Origin of the sequence: Brevibacillus brevis NBRC 100599, assembly GCF_000010165.1 — a bacterium.
In the GTDB taxonomy this organism is placed as follows: Bacteria; Bacillota; Bacilli; order Brevibacillales; family Brevibacillaceae; genus Brevibacillus; species Brevibacillus brevis_D.
In genome coordinates this window covers 1,769,362-1,788,845 of the sequence record NC_012491.1, presented here as the reverse complement: position 1 = coordinate 1,788,845, position 19,484 = coordinate 1,769,362, and the positions used below count along the sequence as shown (strand labels likewise).

Sequence of the window (19,484 nt, the reverse complement as noted above, 5' to 3'; positions counted from 1 at the left end):
ACCGTCGAATTATGTCGAAAAAACTCGATACTTTTCGATAAAATATTCCTTTCGCCCCTCCTCTTTCTTGCAAAACACCTCAATTATCGGTACGATCGAATAAAAATGCTCGTGTTTTCCATGGAGGATTTTGATGCTGCAAACATTTGGTTTTTCTCTGTATGAGAGTAAAGTTTATGAAGCATTGGCGTCTAGCGGCGAGCCTCTCGATGCTGCAATGGTCGTGAAGCATTCGGGGGTGCCAAAGGCCAAAATTTACGAGGTGCTCAATCGTCTGGTAGAAAAGGGGATGGTCCTTGACACCATCTCGGAAAAGAAGAAGCGGTATACAGCCCTTCCTCTGGACAGCCTGGTAGAAAAGCTGACCCGCCAATTTCAAACGGACGTCAAAAAATTAACCAGCTCCCTTTCTCATAAAACCGTACGTGATGACCGAGTCTGGAGCCTGAAGGTTGACGAATCGATTCGCGCAGAATGCAAACAACTGATCCAACGAGCGACTCGGTCTATTCGTATCTCCGCCTGGTCCGATGATTTTTTAGAGTATGTCTCCCTACTTGAGAAGAAAGAAAAGGAAGGCGTCGAGATCGAAGCCTTGGTGATCGGGCAGATTTACACCACGCTTTCCTGTGTTCATTCCTTTATCCCGGTGCAAGAGCATCAAGGCTTGGAGCGCTATCAGCTAATCGTAGTGGACCAAGATGAAATGATTTTTGCAGGTGAGGAGGACACAGGCTGGCATGCGATCAAGACACGCGGTCAACCATTCGTCAAATTTTTTGCCGATTCTTTTTACCATGATGTCGCACTGACAAAAATCACCCAAAAATATGTGGATCAACTGTTTGACGATGAAGAAATCCGCAAGATGATCATCCGTCTCCGATACTGATAATCCCTGGACTTTGGCTTTTGGTTTTATTTAAATAGCTAGGAAGTCCAATTTAACCGATCCTATTAATTAATGCGATACAATGTTAGACGTTTATTAGTGAAAATAAGAATGGATAGAGGTTTCAGAGAAGATCTGAATTCTATCCATTTCTTTTTGTTATTTACAGCAACTCTTTTGTTCTGTAAATCGGCTTTCGTTTATTTGAACGATCGAAATCAGCTAGTTGAACAGCATCATCTGCCGACATGAACTCATCTTTAATGGCTCTATTTGCTTATATGTAGAAATGAAGCAATTGAAGGTAATGTATCTATTCCATAATGTAAAGCAATCAAAATCCAGATGTTCCTATATCTCCACCATAAAAATCCGAAGATAATACCAATAACAAACACTGGTACAATAGTTCCTATGAGGACCGAATAAATATTTCCCGCAGTTCCCTCTACTCCGCTTGAAAGTAGATAACGAGAGGGAAAATGAAATGAAGCAAACAAGAGCGCAGATAAAAAAATACCTAAGATAGCACCACATACTTTTTCCAATCGAGTTTGGAGTATATATCTATAAAAAATCTCTTCTGGAATAGCCGCTTGCACAAGCGGTAAAAGAAGTCCAACTGTGAAGTTTATCCATATCATGATACCACCATTGGCAACAACTCTATTAATCTCAGCTATGTAACTGACATTTAGAAGCATTCCAAGAATAAAACAACTAAATACTGCTATACATATTTTCCACGTTAGTTTGGTTTTAAATATACTAGAAATTTCGTACCCAAGTCTTTTATAAATACACAAGGGAAGAAAAAGTAGAAAAATGATTTTTACAAATACTACATACCATACATCCTGAATAAACCCTGTAGCTCCCAAAATTGGTATAGGAAAATACATTATCGCTACAGAAAATAATGCAACAATGAAAATATATAATAAAGAATATAGTATAAAGATACCCAATTCCTTTTTTAGTTTCTCAATATTCATAGATTAGAATTACTCCTTTATAGCGCCGGTTTAATTAAATACGAAAGGTTGCACAACCTCAATTTCTATACTATTCATAAAGATTTTTTACAATTTAGGCAGTACAGATATTAAGAACTGCCCATTTGTTTTCTCAGATGTAGCAGGCCTCCAATCATTAACTGAAAACCGATTTCAGTTCCATTTGATGTTACTACGACATTGCCCTGCTCATCGTTACGATAGATCTTAATTCCTTTCTAGATTCAAACCTGCTTTTGCAGATGAGACTTTTAACCCCTTCTTCGCAATTTCAGTTAAAACACTCCCAAGGCGCTACCGCATCGTGGTACAACTTGCCACTCTCCCTCATGCCGGAGCTACAGGTGGATTCTATGGTGAAGTTGGAGTTCTTCCTTGGTAAAAAACGAGGTTGATGACGAATCAATTCACGGAATAAGCTTAGTAGACTACGATCCTTCAATATAACAGCGACAGTCTAGGACTTTATTTTTCGGAGAAACCAACGTTGTTTCACTTGACTCCATCGAAACCGTGCAGTCGCCCTGATTTCAGGTAAATATTGAACAATGGCATCTGTTTCATCTTTGCGGTTATTCCGATGTTGTTCTGGGGCTAAGCGTAAAACTCGCTCTTCAAAAGCAAATTAAACTAAAAATCACATAAATAGGTATTCATTTCTTACTATGTACGTATCGAAATCGCACGTAAAAAAATGAAGAGGATGGTAACGCAAAAAGGAATATCCCTTTTACATTACACATCCTTCAATAAATTGTTTTATTTTGTATTCGATTACTTATTTTTATTGGTCATGATGAACTTTTTACGCTTTTAATTCTACAGTTGGCCGGAGACTTTTCTATTTATATGGAGAATTTTCTAGTTGCACAAGAATAAAAAGGTTACTATTATGGTAGTAACCTTTTTACTTGAGAGGAGCTATTGTCTTGAATCCACGTGTCTTCATCTTAGCGATTGCTACCTTTGTCGTAGGTACGGTGGAATTGATTATCGGTGGTACGCTCGATCTGATTGCTCGTGATCTTCAGGTATCGATTAGCGCTGCCGGACAATTAATCACCATTTTCTCGCTTGCCTTTGCCATTGCTGCTCCTCTGCTCCTGCATGTTACAAGGCGCGTCGAGCGTAAAAAGCTATACTTGTATGCATTAGCAGCCTTTTTCCTGAGTAATGTGCTCGCTGCACTTAGTCCGAGCTACGCTGTATTAATGACGGCGCGCGTCTTGAGCGCAGCAAGTAGCTCCATCCTGATTGTGCTGTCGATTACAATTGCAACGAATCTTGTGGAACCTGCTTATCGCGGCCGCGCCATTGGGGTTATTTTCATGGGGATTAGCGGTTCGCTCGTACTCGGCGTCCCTGTCGGACTGGCTCTGGGGAATGCCTTCGGATGGCGTGCCCCCTTTTGGCTGATTGCAGCTCTGAGTATTGTCGCGATGATTTTTATCCTCTTGTTTTTGCCAAAAGTTCAAACCGCACCGCCGATTCCGCTGCGTGATCAAATGACTACCCTCCGTAGCGGCAAGCTATTCAGCGCCTTGTTTATCGTTTTGTTAATGCTGACAGGTCACTTGACGCTGTATGCATACTTCACTCCATATCTGCAAACGACGATGAATGTCGATGGAACGACACTGAGCTGGATTTATCTCTTGTTTGGGCTTGCAGCCGTTGCTGGCGGCGGTATTGGCGGTTGGATCGCAGATAAATGGGGAGCAACCAAAAGCATACTGTTCATCATTCCAGTGTTTGGCTTGATCATGTGTGTCTTGCCGTTTTTTACAGGCTCGCTTTATTTGTTCTTGCCGATCATGGTCATCTGGAGTGCGCTTAGCTGGGCTATTTCGCCAGCGCAGCAAAACTATTTGATCTCCTGCTCACCTGCTACTGCGGATATTCAATTGAGCTTGAATACTTCTGCCCAGCATTTAGGTATCGCCCTTGGCTCTCTGGCTGGCGGCCTCGTCGTCGAACGGTCATCCGTCATCTACACGCCTTGGGTTGGAGCCGTGTTCGTCCTGATTTCATTCGGATTTGCCTTCTACTCGGTCTCACGTCCATTTCAAGCACAGGAAAGCCAAGTGGTACAACCTGCGCCAGGACACCATGCATAGAGACTCGCAAAAGCAAAAAGCCGTCAACTGTTTGACGGCTTTTTCTTATCATCCTTGAATCATTTTCGTTATGCGCCTATTTCACTGGCAGCCAGACGGTAAATCTCGTGATTCCCCGCTCGGACCAAACCTCAATTTTCCCCTTGTACTTGTGAACAACTGCATCTACGATCGTCAGACCCGTTCCACGCGAGCCATATTTTTTCTCTGTTTTCGTTGTATAGCCATGCTCGAAAATACGTGCACGTTGTTCTGGCGTGATTTCCGGTCCTGTATTTTCAACTCGGAAAATAACGTGTTCTTCATCACAGCAAAAATATATGCTGACTCGCTTCTCCCCATCCGCTAAATCAGCCGCTTCAATCGCATTATCAATAAGATTCGATAAAATTTTGATCAGATCAATGGAAGGAATGCTATCGATTGGATCAGAACATTCTTCAAATTGCATCACGATTTGTTTCGATTTAGCCTGCTCCCATTTGGTGTGAAGCAATACCATTAAGGCAGGATTCGCAATCCTCACGGTGAGGTCCAGAAGCTTGGTTTCCTTCAGCAACGACTGCACGTAATCTCGTGCTTTTGGATAATATCCGCATTCGATCAAACCGTAGAGCACTTGCATGTGATTGACGAAATCATGGCGTATGGAGCGCATCGAACAAATGACTGAGCGCAATTCATCCTGATAGGTTTCTTCCGTCTCGTCAACTGCTGCCTTGATGGCACGTTGGTACCAGCGTTCCATGCAAAGAACCAGGAAGATCAGTACGACGACAAACAAACCTTGAATCGCAAAAACAGGAATGCTGCTACGAACGACATCATCTCCAATGTCCTCGACGATGGCTACGTCGGTATCTACTCCAATGATTCCGATGATTCTTCCTTCTCTATCTCTAAGCGGCGCGCCAGCAGACAGGTAGACCCCGTAATTTGGATCCCTGATAATATCTGAGTAGTACGTTGATGATCCTTCGTAAATCATTTGAATGTGCTTAGAAGATAGAACAATAGGCATACCGATATCAAAAGTTTGCTTCGCATTTGGAGGCCTTGCGACGATCATTGCGCGACCACTCTGCCTGTCTTCACTGATTTGAATCGTGTATAAATACAGCAGACCGAGCTGCTCACGCGCTTGATTCAATTGCTGTTCGATTCGTTTATAGGCGGGGGTCCCTTTTACCGGATTTCGTAAAAACTCCTGATACGCGTCAACATCTAGACTGTCTGCTACTGTAGAGGCAGCTTTCATGCTTTGATTCGCAATGGAGAGTCGGACGGATTGAATCGTATTGAAATAAGAAATCGCGATGCTTACACAAGTCAAGATCAAAACAAGGATGCTAGAAACGAGCATAATGATTAGAACTCTGGGGTTTTTTGGGTGTGTACTCGTCATAATCTCCTCAATCCATCTGTGCAAAAAGTCGTCTTTTGTTTATTTGGTTGTACTAAAAACACGACTTTTTGAACATGTCTCTCTAATATTCTAGAGATTTCTACTGGAAATGTCTACATAATATGAATGTAGCTTCATTATACTTCTCGAAATCATACATTGAATTATGATTCGGAATATTTTTATAATAAGACGAATACGAAATACCAATCTCTTTCCCTAGGAAAAAGGAGTGGGTTCGATGGAAGAAAAATGGTTTGCCCGGCTACAGGAGATTTATCCAGAGCTTGTTACATTCAGACGTGATTTGCATATGTATCCCGAGCTTTCCTTTCAGGAGGAAAATACAGCGAAGAAAGTAGCAGACAAGCTTGCTTCTTTTGGTATAGAGGTACAAACCGGTGTCGGTGGTATGGGTGTTGTCGGTCTCTTGAGGGGTGGAAAGCCAGGAAAAACAGTTGCGTTGCGCGCTGACTTCGATGCCTTACCCATCCATGATGAAAAAGAAGTACCGTATAAGTCCCGCATTCCAGGCGTCATGCACGCGTGCGGTCACGATATACATACCTCTGGACTTTTAGGAGTCGCACAAGTGTTGAGCGAGTTTCGCGATGAGCTTCCAGGAAATGTGGTATTTCTGCATCAGTTCGCGGAAGAGCTGCCCCCCGGTGGCGCCAAAGCCATGGTGGAGGCGGGTTGTCTCGAAGGAGTCGATGTTGTGTATGGCGCACACGTTGCCTCCGAACTTCCCGTAGGCACTGTCGGAATCGGTCATGGCTACATTACAGCAGCAGCAGACAGCTTTGAGATCGTTTTGTACGGAAAAGGCGGACACGGTGCTTATCCTCATACCTCCGTTGATCCAATCGTATTGGGCAGTCAGGTTGTCATGAATTTGCAGCAGATTGCCAGCCGTCAGGTAGATCCGCTGAAACAAGTCGTTCTGTCTGTTTGCTCCTTCGTGGGCGGGGGCGAAGCGTTCAACGTCATCCCTGATCAAGTGAGGCTCAAGGGGACTGTCCGCACGTATGACGAGGAAGTAAGAGTAGCGGTCGAGCAATCTCTGAAACGTATCGTGGAAGCCAGCTGCCAGGCAGTCGGCGCTACTTGCGAAATCATGTACCAACGCGGCTACCCAGCTACTTGGAACGATGAGACAGAAACTCCACTACTTGCAGAAGAAGCCAAACGTATTTTTGGTGAGGAGCGCGTCTTGAAAATCCCACCTGGCATGGGCGGAGAGGATTTTGCTTACTTTGCTCAAGAGCGCCCCGCTACCTTCTTCATGGTCGGTGGACGCAATCCGGAGATTCAAGCGACATATCCGCATCATCATCCCAAATTCGATGTCGATGAGCGCTCCATGATTCAAACTGGTCAGTTATTCATTGCAGCGTTGCTTGCCTATCAGGCACGTCATCAATAAGCGGAAAAAGTCGAAAGGCAAGGGCCTCATGCTCCTTGCCTTTTTTCTGCCGCCGTATTCACACCTCGTGTCCGACAATCCAGTCCAGTCTTCTGCTCTGGATACGGGCAGGGATCGTTTTTAGCAGGAAATGACGAGCCGCGATCGCGAGCGGATTTTCCCATTGGGTGACTGTCCCCATCAAGCGGGAGCCTTTCACAATCGCATTCGCTCGCTTCTTTCGTATCTCTTCATACATGCGCAAAGCGTGAGCCGAGTCCGTGTCGTTATCCGCCAAGCATCTGGCCAGCACAAGTGCGTCTTCCATTCCCTGACCCGCTCCTTGCCCCAGATTCGGCAGCATCGGATGTGCCGCATCGCCCACTAATGTAACACGGCCCTCACTCCATCTCCTGAGTGGTGTACGGTCGTAAATATCATGGCGCAAGATGGCTGCATCCTCTGTCGCCTCAATCACTGCACGTACTGGCTCATACCAGCCTTCAAGTCGGCACAACGTCTCTCGCTTCCGTCCCATCGGCCCATCTTGTTCTCCCTCAGGTGCATTGATGGCGGCAAACCAATGTATTCGATTGTTGCCGATATGGGAAAATCCGAAACGAATTCCCTTGCCCCATGCTTCAAAGCCTCCCCCTGATTCCAGTGGATAACGAGGGTCTTGATAAGTAGCAATTCCGCGAATCGCCGTATACCCGGAGTATCTCATCAACTCTTCACCGAACAAGCTCTTCCGTACACGGGAGTGAATCCCGTCCGCTCCGATCAGAATCGTCCCATGTGTACGCGACCCATCTGCAAAAGCGACATGAACCCTTTCTTCTTCTTGAGAAAATGAAACGAACTGCTTGCCTAAAACCAATTCATGTGTCGAGATTTTCGCCAAAAGAGCCTGCTGTAGATCAGCCCGATGAATCAAGTAGCTGTCAGCCCCGTACCGTTCTGCTTGTTCCGCAACAGGTAGCTCGACTAACAAATTTCCCTTCCAGTCGCGAATCCTTGCTGAACGGACAGTTGCTCCAAGTTCGCGTACTTCCTGTCCAACTCCCAGCTTATCCAATGCCTTCATGGCATTGGCAGCCAAAACAATTCCAGCGCCGATGCCTTTATGCTCCTTTGCCTGTTCATAAAGCGTCACTTGCCAGCCCTTTTGCTTCAAAGTAAGCGCAGTTGCAAGCCCACTCAAGCCTGCCCCGATGATCACCGCGTGTTTTTCGTTGCTCATCGCTCTTTCTCCTCATTAGAAAAGATTCATACTCAAATACCGCTCCCCCGTGTCAGGCGCAATGCAAACGACTCGCTTCCCCACTCCGAGCCTTTTGGCAATCGTGATGGCAGCAAAGACCGAAGCACCCGATGAAGGGCCGACGAGAATCCCTTCCAACGCTGCAAGCTGCCTCATGCTTTGTAGGGCGTCTTCGTCTGCGATTTGAATGATTTCATTATAAATGCTTGTATTGAGGATTTGTGGAACAAAACCGGGGCTTGTGCCCACCAGTTTATGTGGACCAGGCTTTCCGCCAGACAGAACCGGGGAGCCTTTTGGTTCGACGACAGCAATATACAGCTCCGGGAGCTTTTCGCGCAACGCTTCTCCTGTTCCAGTAATCGTTCCTCCCGTCCCAGCTGTGGCGACAAAAGCATCCAGTCGACCATTCATTTGCGCAAAAATTTCCTTAGCTGTCGTCGCTCGATGAATGTCAGGGTTTGCCTGATTTTCGAATTGCTGGGGAATAAAGCTGCGCGGAATCTCTTTTTGCAGCTCTTGCGCTTTGGCAATAGCCCCCGGCATCCTTAGCTCGCTCGGAGTCAAGACAACCTCTGCCCCATACGCTTTCAATATATTGATCCGTTCCTTCGACATATTATCAGGCATGACCAAAATTGCACGATAGCCTTTTGCTGCGGCATTCATCGCCAAGCCGATTCCGGTATTGCCGCTCGTTGGCTCTATGATCGTATCCCCCGGTTGAATCAGTCCTGCTTGCTCAGCCGTCAAAATCAGATTATAGGCAGCGCGGTCCTTCACACTCCCTGACGGATTGAATTTCTCCAGCTTCACAAAAACTTCTGCTGCTCCTTCAGGAACCATGCGCCTCAGTCGAACAATCGGCGTGTTTCCAATCAATTCGGTAATGTTCTGGTAGACGCTCATCGTACTCCTCCTGGAAAATATGCCTTCATGTCATTATCTCTTAGTAATACTATAAGAATAATACAATTTTTCCGACCTGAAAACGATAAGGGTGCTTAAATGAGAAAAAGCTCTCGAAGGAGAGCCTTGTTCCTGTCTAAAAACCATACTTTGCTTTTGTCTGATTCACTACATTCACCGCTTGTTGATACAGACCGTTCGCGGTTTCTTTCACTTTTGCTTGTCCGCTTTTGTCTACCGAGCCTTGGCGCTGCTTCGCTTGCGCGATTGAATCAGTCGCCGTCTTGATAGCCGCGTGGACTGCTTTTTCCCGTTTCTCGGCATCCGGCACGCTCGCTTTGATTTCCGCCCAAATCGTTTGGAGGTCCTTCATGTCGGTCTCCATGATGGCGATCATTTCCTGCATGTTTTTGTTTTTATCCTGGATCGAGCCATCCATCGTGTTCATCCCATCGACCAACACCTTCATACTGCCCAGCGTTCCTTGCATGACCTCGAATTCCATCTTGCTCAAGCCTGGCTGCGTCGAATAGGTACGTATCTCTTCCAACAGTCTTTGCAACTCCGCTATTTGATCGTTTGAAAACTGCGCCTCATCCGTAAATTGCAGCTCGTCCAAATACTTTGCCGTTTCAATCAGATCAGCCTCTAGCTTTCCTGTCTTTTCTACTTTTTTGGCGAAGTCCACACGCGCTTTTTCTTTAGCTTGTTGTTCTGCTGCTGCTTTCTTTTTTACCTCTGCTTCCTCGTTGATGCGCTTAGTTAATGTCGTCAATTTGCTTTCGTACGCGCTTTTGTTTGTGGCAACAAGACTCGTCTGTCCCTTATTTCCTTCCATCAGCAGCCCGTCAAATTGAAGCTCGTCCCCCTGCACTGTACCGATGATATCCTGACCAGTCGCCGGATTTTTGAGGGTCAGCTGCTTCCCATCTATCGTCCCCTCTAGCAAGATCGACTCGGTTTTCAGAACCGGGATGCTGTCTTCCGTTTCGACGATGGAGTCCGTCAATTCAACGTTTACTTTCTCGTTATTCACTGTGACACTCGTGTATAACATGCGTGTATCGTCTTCATACAAATACCCTTCCGCCAGTGTCACAGGACCAAGGAAACGATAGCCTGCGTAACCCAGCAGTGCGACGATGACCAGAGCCATGACGATCATGATGCTTTTGTTTTTCCCCTTCATGCTGCGACCCCTTTACCCACAAATTCTATTACGTTTGACCTGTTTTTCCTGCCAAAACGTGCCATAGTAATATGATACATGAATCGCGCTGGAAAACCCTATGAGTCTAAAGGCCAAAACACTCATTAAAAGTACGTATTCCCAAAATCGTGACTAAAATCGAGTGTTTGACCTTCTTCGATGGTAATGGTAGCGACGTGATATTTCTTATCCAATAGACTCATCGATAAAAATGCATCCCATTTTTGTATGTATGGTTTCAATTTCGTTATAGGATATTCATCCACAGGCAGCATAATGTTGCGATTAGTTTGTGCGGATACGATCGTGATATGGTATTCTCCAACCGGCAAGTTACCAATCTCGTAGTTTCCATACCCATTTGCTTTTCCCGCGAATAAACCCGAGTTTTTTGGAGCCAAACCTATTGCAAATACCCCCTCTTCTACGTCGGTAATCGTATTTTTATCAAAATCTGTACGAATGAGCAGAATCTTCGCATTCACATCCGGCTTCGTCCCAACAAAATCGTTATACTGCCACGTAATCGTACCCTTGAGTGCTCCCTTTTGAGTAGGAAGTGCTGTTCGTGCTACCTGTTCTCCTACATCTACATTACTTTGTTGTCCTTGCGTTTCTACAGGATAAGCCGTTGGCGTCGCCGCGTCTGTTGCACCATTTTCCTCCGATGAAACAGGTACAGCATTTGACTGCTGATTTGTGCCCGCTTCCTGACCTGTAGACACCGGATTTACAGGTGCAGTCTGATTCGTTTCCTTTTTCGCTACGGGTCTCGGTCCTAGCAGATCCTCAAGGTTTTTCCCAGATAAATAGAAAATAGCACCGCTAGCAATTCCGAGGATGATGGCAATTACCAATAAAAAAGTAAGGAGTTCTTTGAAAAATCCGGGCTTCTTCGCTGCTTTTGCTGTTTTGGCCTCTGCCATGGTACCCCTCCGTCTGTCTCTCTATCATGCTATGTGAAGATTTTTCCAATTAATATTTTACCAATAGATAGAATCTAGGTCTAGGCTCCTATGACTTGCACTATACAGGGAACAGGAAAAAGCCGATGTCTCCCAAACATCGGCCTCTCGCACTTTCATTCCGTTATACCTCAACCATTTCACGCTCGGATGGATAATACATACCTGCTGCACCGAGCACGCCTGCTTCTGCTCCAATTGTCGTCAACTGGATGCTCGCTTGGTTTGCCATCCGAGAGATAGAGCGCTCGCGAATGACGTTCTTCGCTTCCGCAAGCAGCAGCTGCCCGTTCTTCATCACACCGCCACCCATGACGATCACCTGTGGATTGAACAGATGGATCAGATTAGTCAGCCCGACCCCGAGATAATAACCTGCTTCCTTCATCAAGGTCATGCTAAGCAAATCTCCGCGAACCGCTGCCTCTCCGACCTCTTTAGCCGTTATCCTGCTAAGGTCATTCCCATTTTCAACGAGTAACGAGCTTGTAGCACCCTGTAGAAGCTGTTCCCTAGCCCTGCTTGCCAAAGCCAGCCCAGACGTGTAATTTTCCAGACATCCTCTATTCCCGCACACGCACAGCGGTCCTTCTGGATCAAGCGAAATATGCCCGAACTCCCCGGCACTATCGCCAACGCCTGTAATCAGCCGCCCTCCACTAATAATCCCAGCACCAACACCCGTACTGACCGTTACATAAATCAAGTCTTTCGTGCCTCGTGCACTTCCAAACGCCCATTCTGCTACCGCTGCTGCATTGGCATCATTGATCAATTGCACGGCTACACCAAACCGCTCCTGAAGGATCGCGCCGATCGGGACATCGCTCCAGTTTAGATTGCTCGCAAAAATGACCATTTGGCGCTGCGTATCAATAATTCCCGCGGTTGCAATCCCGATCCCGCGAATGCGAGAGAGATTGATGCCGCTCTCGTCTAGGACCGTCTGCACCAAATCACCGATACGTCCGATGACTGCCTGCGCTGCCTCTTCTGTTTGGGTCGCTGCGTTCGCCTGCCTGAGGATATTACCATGCTCGTCGACGATCGCGGCGATGATCTTCGTGCCTCCCAGATCAATCCCGATGGCATATGGTTTGTCTTGATTCATCTTCCGCTTCACATCCTTGCTGTCCATTCACGATTGAAAAATGGCGTCCAACGAATGGGACGTATGCGCGATCATTTGCTCAGGCAACTGGCTATAAGGTGAGATTTCCGGGATGATGTAGCCGTCGTACCCGATCTCACGCAACGCTTCCATCACGCGGTTCCATGGAATATCGCCAGCGAGCAGCGGCACGAAACCTGTGATGTTGCCTGTCGTTGTCTTGAAATCTTTGACGTGAATAGCCTGAATTCTCTTGCCCAAAATGCGAATCCATTGCTCAGGAAAACCGAATTGCAACACGTTGCCTACATCAAAATAAGCGCCTACCCACGGACTATCTACTTCATCGATCAAGCGGGCCATCTCCAGTGGACTAAGCAAAAACTTGTTCCACACGTTTTCGACTCCGATGTATACCTGATGCTGCTCCGCCTTTTTCGCCAAGCGCTGCAATGCTTCACGTGCCCGTTCATAGGCCGTATCATACGACACCTCAGCTGTTACGAGACCTGGAACGACGAGGACGGTTCGCGAGCCAAAAATGCTTGCCGCCCCTATCATTTTCTCGACAACATGAATGCCTTGCTCGCGGGTCGCTTCCTCATTGTGTGTCAACGGATATTTCCATAAAAGAGCAGTAGAGACGCTTGGCAGCTCCAAACCGAGCTCGCGAGCCTCGTCTGCCAGCCCCTTTAATTCCTGCTCTGTCATCCCTAGATAAAAGGGAGCATCTCCCTCGTCCAAATTCAGTTCTACCCCTTGATAGCCGTGCGCTTTCGCCTGGCGAAACATTTCTTGCACGCTCGTTTCCTTTGGGAAGCACCAAGCATTGATCCCCTTTTGAAAAGCCATGCGCCTCACTCCCCTTTTCTCAAAATGGTGACCGGCTTTCCTTCTTGTGCCGATTGATTCGCTGCCAATGTTACTTCCAGCGTCTTTCTCGCTGATTCATACGGCGACAGAATCAAGCTGCGATCCCCTGTAACAATTGCTGTGATAAACGCCCGATCTTGCTCCACGTACATATCCACTGTACTCTCTTTCGTACGCGCTCCCTGCTCATCGATGATCGATAATTGCTTCCCGTCAATCATGACGCGGAAATCTTTGCCCAAGATTTCTACATTCGTACGGTGATCCGGCTGAATGAAGCACGTATCCAGATGTCCTAGCGCCCCAGACTGAAACACCATACTAATGGAAGTCACGTCTGGAATATCGATGTTTGGAATGTCACGCGAGACGAGCAAGGCCATCTGCGCATAGACCTTCTCGATATCTCCAGCCAAATACCGCATCATGTCCAGCGTATGTGTCGCCTGCTCGACAAGCTGTCCACCCGACTTGCCCATTTCCCTCCACCAAGGTGTCGTGACGAACTTGGTCAAATAATGACCGCGGACGAGTGCAATCGACTTGCCTTCCAAGTACGCTTTCGCTTCCTGCACGATATCGAGATAACGCAGGCAATAGCCAGTCGCGGTGATAATCCCTTCCCTTTCAATCGCTGCTTGCTTTTCATTTACTTTCTGTATGTCCAGCCCAATTGGCTTTTCCACAAATAGATGAATCCCTTTCGCAGCCGCCGTTTCCTCAATCTCTTCATGGGCAAAAGGTGGGACGCACACAAACAAAGCATCCAGCTTTTCTACCTCTACTAGCTCCCGCCAAGAGGTGTAGCCATGCGCACCAATGCGCTCAGCAGTCTCAGCAGCCGCTTCTTGGTTAACGTCGCACACTGCAACAACCTTTACCCTTTCGTCCGCCAACAAGCCTTTCAAATGATGCTGCCCGATTCCACCTACGCCGATCATGCCTACACGTACACTCATGCGTCTTTCACCGTCCTAGCGTAATACGACTGGTTGCTTCTGTTCAGCGGATCGATAAGCGGCGAGTGCAACTTCCACAGCCCGCAAGCCGTCTTCACCCGTAATCGACGGCGCTTTCTTTTCTCGCACGCTGGTGACGAAATCCTTGACCAATTGACTGTCCATGTCATCGCCCCAGTTGACCCACTTCAAGCCTTTTTCATTCGAATACACATCCAGCTTTTGAGAAAAAGCGTCGAGCGAAATTGTGCCCTCTGTCCCGATAATTTCCATTGTCACGTCTCCCCATGTCGGGAAGGACTTGTTGCGAGACCAGCTGCAATCAAGTGTGGCAAATACCCCATTCTCAAATTCCATGGTCAAAATGCCGCAATCATCAATCGGCGTATCGGAAAACTTGCTGTCTATCTCCGCATATACCTCACGCACTTCAGCGTTCATAAACCAGCGCATCAAATCAACAACGTGAACCGTGTGATCGATCACTGCACCTCCGCCGGATTTTTCCGGATCGACGAACCAACCACCAGGATTTTGTCCACGGTTCGTACCCCGGATTGCCATGATCCGTCCGACCTTGCCTTGCTCCACCAATTGCTTTGCTCGAACAACAGCTGGATGGAATCGCACTGGGAATGCCGTCTGCAAAATGACGCCCTGTTCACGGCAAAAGTCGATCATCTCTTGAGCAGCCTCTGCTGTTGTCGCCAGCGGTTTTTCGCACAGGATGTGCTTGCCTGCCTTCGCTGCCGCTATCGTATGCTCTTGGTGCTTGGCGTTTTCCGAGGTGACGATGACCGCATCGATATCCGTTGCGAGTAGCTCATGATAATCGGCGAAGAACGGAACGCCAAACTTTTCAGCCGCCGCCTTTCCACGTACGTCATCCTCGTCTGCTACCCCGACTAATTGAACCCCATCTAATTTCGCAACCGCATTTGCGTAACTGTATGCATGCATATGTGCAACACTGATGATTCCGAGTTTCATGTCCAGTCCCCTCCTACACCAAAGTTACGGGTTTGCCCGTTTCGATTGACACAAGCGCGGCACGAGCGATCTCTACCGCTTTCACGGCGTCTTCTGCCGTCACGAGTGGCTCCAGATCACGGTCGATGCACTCGATGAAATGCTTCAGTTCTCTGAAATACGGGTTTTCACGCAACGGGCTCTCCGGAACTGCGACTCCACTCATGCCTGCTTGCTTCGAGCGATTAACTGCTACAAGCGGTTTTTCCTTCGAGCTGTCGTAGGAAATGATACCCTCCTTGCCTGCCAGCTCCATTTTCATCGCGAAGCCTTCATGTGCCCACGAGCCTTCCACATGTGCAATCATGCCGTTCTTGAAGCGAAGCGTGACCAGCGCGTAATCCATCCGTGCAAAGCCTCGACCAAGCAAGCCTTTCGCGTACACACGCTCCACATCCCCGAAGCACCAACGCAAAAAGTCAAAATCGTGAATGATCATATCTAAAACAAGGCTGCCACTGTTTTTGTAGTCGGCGTACCAGTCATTCCACGCTGTCGGGAAGATACCACCACGGAACGTCCGTGCCACACCAACGTTGCCAATCGCACCGTCATTAACCAGCTGACGGGACTTTTCGTACTCCGGGAAGAAGCGCAGGACGTGTCCGACGAACAGCTTGACGTTTTTCTCCCGGCAATAATCAACGATAAAACGAGCTTCTTCCTTATCACGGGCCAACGGCTTTTCGCAAATGACATGCTTGCCTGCATCTGCAGCCTTTTTCACATAGGTCTTATGAAGGTACGTAGGCAAACACACGTCTACGATATCTACCTGCGCCAGTTTTTCTATGGCCTCTTCATAGCTCCCAAACCATTCTGTTTTTGTCTCGGCTGCCAGCTCTTTTCCTCTCTCGCTGCGGATATCGACGATCCCGACCAGCTTGACGTTTTCCATGGCAGCATACGATTTCGCGTGAACAGTCCCCATGGTTCCTGCTCCGATTACCAGAACATGATTCATAATGGTTTCACTCCTTTTGGGAAAAAGTCTATTTGGACCCAGTTAGGGTAATTCCCTCGACAAAATGCTTCTGCAAGAAAATAAAGACGATGATCATCGGCCAAATGGCAAGAACGGAGCCCGCCATCAAAATCGGGTAGTTCGTCAAATTGGTGTGCTCGCCCGTCAAATACGCCAAGCCAGCGGAAAGCGGCATTTTATCAGGCGTGCTATTGACGATCAACGGCCACATCAGGTCGTTCCAAGACCACAACGCTACGAAAATAGCGAGTGCGATCAAGCCGGGCTTCGACAACGGCAGCATAATTCTCCAGTAAATCTGAAAATGGTTGCAGCCATCGAGCTTCGCCGCTTCTTCCAGTTCTTTAGGCAGCGACATGAAAAACTGACGCAGAAGAAACGTACCGAATGCACTGAACAATCCCGGTACAATCAGCGCTGTCAACGTATTCAGCCAGCCAAGCTCCTTCATGATCATAAATTGCGGGAGCAGAAACACCTGGCCTGGCACCATCAAAACGGTCAAGAACAGGATGAACAAGGCGTTTCGCCCTGGAAATTCAATTCGCGCGAATGCGTACGCCGCAAGCGAGCAAAGGAATACTTGTCCGATTACCTTCGCCACAGTTGTGATCACGGTATTCCAATAAAAGTCCAAGAAGGGCAGCATCTCAAAAATATGGGTGTAATTCTCCCACTGGTACTTGGTCGGCAAAATGACCGGAGGCACCTGTGTTGATTCGCCTAGTGACTTGAGCGAGGTGAGAACCATCCAGACGAATGGCGCAATCATCACGAGAGCACCTGCAATCAACAGCAGATGAATCAGCAACTTCTTGCCCATTTTGTTCCGACTCGTATAAACACTCATTCCATATCCCTCCCGTCTGTTCAGCGTTGATTAATCATAGTGAACCCATTTTTTCTGCAACTTCATTTGAATTGCGGTAACAATCAGGATCATCACCAGAAGCACGACAGCAACTGCGGCCGCATAGCCACCGTTTCCTGATTCAAATCCATTCGTAAAGAACAAGTACGCCATCGTCTGCGTTTGTTCAGTCGCTGGATTGCCCATTTTGCTTCCAAGCATCAGGTAAATCAGGTCAAATACTTGAAAAGCCCCAATCAAGGAAGTGATACTGACGAAAAAAATCGAAGGAGTTAACAGCGGCAACGTAATCTTGAAAAACATGCGAACCGGCCCCGCTCCGTCAATTTCTGCCGCTTCGTAATAGCTTCTCGGGATGCCTTGCAGGCCAGCCAGAAAAATCACCATGTTGTATCCGATGGAGCTCCAAACGGCAACGATAATCACCGCATACAAAGCAATGGCAGGATCAGATATCCACCGTGGGCCCTCAATACCTATCGATCCCAGCAAATAATTGATCAGACCGTAATCAGCGTTGTACAACCATCTCCACACCATCGCCACAGCTGCTGCCATCGTCACAACAGGCAGGAAGTACAGGGTGCGATAAATCGAAATCCCCTTAATTTTCTGATTAAGTAGCACAGCGATAAAAATGGAGATAGCGATACCTACCGGAACTGCGATTACTGTATAAATCAGCGTATTTTTCAGCGCGATCCACAAGTTAGGGTCCTTCAACAACAGCTCGTAATTATGTAAGCCAGCCCACTTGTACTTGCCGAAGCCTCCCCATTTGGTAAAGCTTAAATAAATGGTTTGTACGATCGGCCATAAGTAGAAGACACCCAACCCGATCAGTGTGGGAGCAATCATGAGATACGCCCAGAACCAATCACTTCTCTTCATGCGATTCAACGATTTATTCGTTTTTGGCTGGACGGCGGCGTGCATTTCAGGCTGCAACTGGCTGCTCATCGCATTCATTCCCTCCTTACATCAGCTTTTCAAAAAAGGATGGCCTCGTCCATGATGCGAAGCCATCCATCATAGACCTTTTATTCTTGGCTAAGCATTTCGTTCATTTTTTGCGCGAGCTCTTTGGATGCATCCTCTACGCTCATTTGTCCTGCCCAAGCCTTGGTCATGAGCTCTGTTTCCAGCTTGGCCCATTTTGCCGTGTCCTTCGAGATCGGATACGGTTTCGCCACAGCTGCCTGATCAATAAAAATTTTCAAATGAAAGTTCGGCATGGATTGCATCCATGTATCCTGTGTTCCGTTAAATGCCGGAATCGCAGCACCCGATTTTGCCAGAATTTCTGCCCCTTCTTTCGAGCCCAAGAATTTCACGAATTCCCATGCTTCCTTCGGATGCTTGGTATTAGCCGAAATTACGTTGCCCAAGCCGTGAATGACGCTTGTGTTCTCTTTCCCTTTTGGAAGATACGTCACGTCCACCTTGTCCTTCGTATATTCATTCTTATGAAAAGCGGATGCCATCCATGAACCGTTGTACATCATCGCGATCTTGCCTGATTCAAATAGCTGTGTTGCCTCTGTTTCGGACAATTGCGCTGCTGTTGGTGATGCTTTTTCGTTGATCAGGTCTGTCCAAAACTTGAGGCCCTCGATCGTTTCCGGTTTGTCATAGCCGGACGTTTTCTTGTCTTCCGAAATGATGTAGCCACCGTTTTGAAGGATTGTGTTATAGAAGCCGTCCTGTCCATAAGGAGGTGCTGCAATTCCCCAAACGCCTTTTTTCTCATCCGTCAGTTGCTTTGCTACTTCCTTCAGCTTGTTCCAATCCCAGGTTTCGTCTGGATATGGTACTTTTGCATCGTCAAACAGCTTCTTGTTATACCAGAGGCCAATGGTGTCGAAATCTTTCGGTAGCGCGTAGTTTTGTCCATCGTAGGTGTAGAGATCAACGAGAGCTTTCGGATAATTGTTCAGATCGATGCCATCTGCCTTAATTTGATCTGTTATCGGCAAGAGCATGTCATTATCTGCGTATTTAATGATACGCGGACCATTAATCCAAAAAATGTCCGGCAGGGTGCCACCCGTTGCGGCTGCCTCCATTTTTGTCCAGTATTGCTTGTTAGGTGTTAGCTCGATCTTGATGTCCACGTTCGGGTTCTTTTCGTTAAACTTTTTTGCCATTTCCTCCATCGCAGGCATTTGGTTTTTGTCCCACAGCGCATAGGTGAGCGTTACCTTTTCGCCTGAAGCAGCACTGTCAGTTGTTCCAGCTGGTGCGGAGCTCTGCCCGCCGCCCGAACATCCTGCTACTGCTACCAAGAGAGCAGCCATTGCAATCGAAACCAACTTCTTCATCAGAAACCCCTCCTCGATTTACGTTCTCCTCTTTTACCCCCAAAATATGGCCAAACCCAACACGCTTTCCTTTTCGACTCGCCCCCTTTCAACGATTTTTGATGGGGTAAACTTTCTTTTTCCAATGACCAAATAAAGTATATAAAAAGATG

The 19,484-nt window shown here is 47.3% G+C and carries 17 protein-coding genes; 3 read left to right on the top strand and 14 right to left on the bottom strand.

What is annotated here, in order from left to right; genetic code table 11:
• Window positions 1–133 precede the first annotated feature (133 nt).
• Window positions 134–892, top strand: a complete 759-nt coding sequence (locus BBR47_RS08960) for a TrmB family transcriptional regulator (protein WP_012685447.1) — start codon at window positions 134–136, stop codon at window positions 890–892.
• A 269-nt stretch (window positions 893–1,161) separates the two neighbouring features.
• Here the strand turns inward: BBR47_RS08960 and BBR47_RS29720 are convergent, their stop codons facing one another.
• Window positions 1,162–1,887 (bottom strand): CPBP family intramembrane glutamic endopeptidase, encoded by a 726-nt coding sequence (locus BBR47_RS29720; RefSeq protein ID WP_012685446.1) that lies wholly within the window; start codon window positions 1,885–1,887, stop codon window positions 1,162–1,164.
• A gap of 950 nt (window positions 1,888–2,837) precedes the next feature.
• Here BBR47_RS29720 and BBR47_RS08950 point away from each other — a divergent pair.
• Window positions 2,838–4,025: an MFS transporter gene (locus BBR47_RS08950; protein ID WP_012685445.1), complete on the top strand. Its 1,188-nt coding sequence runs from the start codon at window positions 2,838–2,840 to the stop codon at window positions 4,023–4,025.
• Window positions 4,026–4,101: 76 nt separating this feature from the next.
• On the opposite strand, the gene BBR47_RS08945 is transcribed toward BBR47_RS08950, so the two are convergent.
• On the bottom strand, window positions 4,102–5,430 hold the full coding sequence (locus BBR47_RS08945) for a sensor histidine kinase (protein ID WP_041749330.1): 1,329 nt from the start codon (window positions 5,428–5,430) through the stop codon (window positions 4,102–4,104).
• 241 nt (window positions 5,431–5,671) lie between these two features.
• On the opposite strand from BBR47_RS08945, the gene BBR47_RS08940 reads away from it, so the two are divergent.
• Window positions 5,672–6,856, top strand: a complete 1,185-nt coding sequence (locus BBR47_RS08940) for an amidohydrolase (protein WP_012685443.1) — start codon at window positions 5,672–5,674, stop codon at window positions 6,854–6,856.
• Between the two features lie 58 nt (window positions 6,857–6,914).
• Here the strand turns inward: BBR47_RS08940 and BBR47_RS08935 are convergent, their stop codons facing one another.
• The 12 genes from BBR47_RS08935 to BBR47_RS08880 all read right to left on the bottom strand — a co-directional run bounded on the left by BBR47_RS08935 (window position 6,915) and on the right by BBR47_RS08880 (window position 19,332).
• On the bottom strand, window positions 6,915–8,078 hold the full coding sequence (locus BBR47_RS08935; protein ID WP_012685442.1) for an FAD-dependent oxidoreductase: 1,164 nt from the start codon (window positions 8,076–8,078) through the stop codon (window positions 6,915–6,917).
• Window positions 8,079–8,093: 15 nt separating this feature from the next.
• The gene (gene cysK, locus BBR47_RS08930; RefSeq protein ID WP_012685441.1) at window positions 8,094–9,008 is read right to left on the bottom strand and encodes a cysteine synthase A; all 915 of its coding nucleotides are present in this window, start codon (window positions 9,006–9,008) and stop codon (window positions 8,094–8,096) included.
• Between the two features lie 136 nt (window positions 9,009–9,144).
• Window positions 9,145–10,197, bottom strand: coding sequence for a hypothetical protein (locus BBR47_RS08925; RefSeq protein ID WP_012685440.1), 1,053 nt, complete (start codon window positions 10,195–10,197; stop codon window positions 9,145–9,147).
• Window positions 10,198–10,322: 125 nt separating this feature from the next.
• Entirely contained in the window at window positions 10,323–11,144 is an 822-nt protein-coding gene (locus tag BBR47_RS08920; protein WP_012685439.1) for a hypothetical protein, read from the bottom strand.
• 163 nt (window positions 11,145–11,307) lie between these two features.
• Window positions 11,308–12,294 (bottom strand): ROK family protein, encoded by a 987-nt coding sequence (locus tag BBR47_RS08915; RefSeq protein WP_012685438.1) that lies wholly within the window; start codon window positions 12,292–12,294, stop codon window positions 11,308–11,310.
• Window positions 12,295–12,321: 27 nt separating this feature from the next.
• Window positions 12,322–13,146, bottom strand: coding sequence for a sugar phosphate isomerase/epimerase family protein (locus tag BBR47_RS08910; RefSeq protein WP_012685437.1), 825 nt, complete (start codon window positions 13,144–13,146; stop codon window positions 12,322–12,324).
• 5 nt (window positions 13,147–13,151) lie between these two features.
• Window positions 13,152–14,126, bottom strand: coding sequence for a Gfo/Idh/MocA family protein (locus BBR47_RS08905; protein ID WP_012685436.1), 975 nt, complete (start codon window positions 14,124–14,126; stop codon window positions 13,152–13,154).
• A gap of 15 nt (window positions 14,127–14,141) precedes the next feature.
• Window positions 14,142–15,116, bottom strand: a complete 975-nt coding sequence (locus tag BBR47_RS08900) for a Gfo/Idh/MocA family protein (protein ID WP_012685435.1) — start codon at window positions 15,114–15,116, stop codon at window positions 14,142–14,144.
• A 13-nt stretch (window positions 15,117–15,129) separates the two neighbouring features.
• Window positions 15,130–16,119, bottom strand: a complete 990-nt coding sequence (locus tag BBR47_RS08895) for a Gfo/Idh/MocA family protein (protein ID WP_012685434.1) — start codon at window positions 16,117–16,119, stop codon at window positions 15,130–15,132.
• A gap of 28 nt (window positions 16,120–16,147) precedes the next feature.
• Entirely contained in the window at window positions 16,148–16,990 is an 843-nt protein-coding gene (locus tag BBR47_RS08890; RefSeq protein ID WP_041749329.1) for a carbohydrate ABC transporter permease, read from the bottom strand.
• A gap of 30 nt (window positions 16,991–17,020) precedes the next feature.
• On the bottom strand, window positions 17,021–17,980 hold the full coding sequence (locus tag BBR47_RS08885) for a carbohydrate ABC transporter permease (RefSeq protein WP_012685432.1): 960 nt from the start codon (window positions 17,978–17,980) through the stop codon (window positions 17,021–17,023).
• Window positions 17,981–18,051: 71 nt separating this feature from the next.
• Window positions 18,052–19,332 carry an ABC transporter substrate-binding protein gene (locus BBR47_RS08880; RefSeq protein WP_012685431.1) on the bottom strand — a complete coding sequence of 427 codons (1,281 nt, stop codon included), beginning with the start codon at window positions 19,330–19,332 and terminating at the stop codon, window positions 18,052–18,054.
• Window positions 19,333–19,484: the final 152 nt, after the last annotated feature.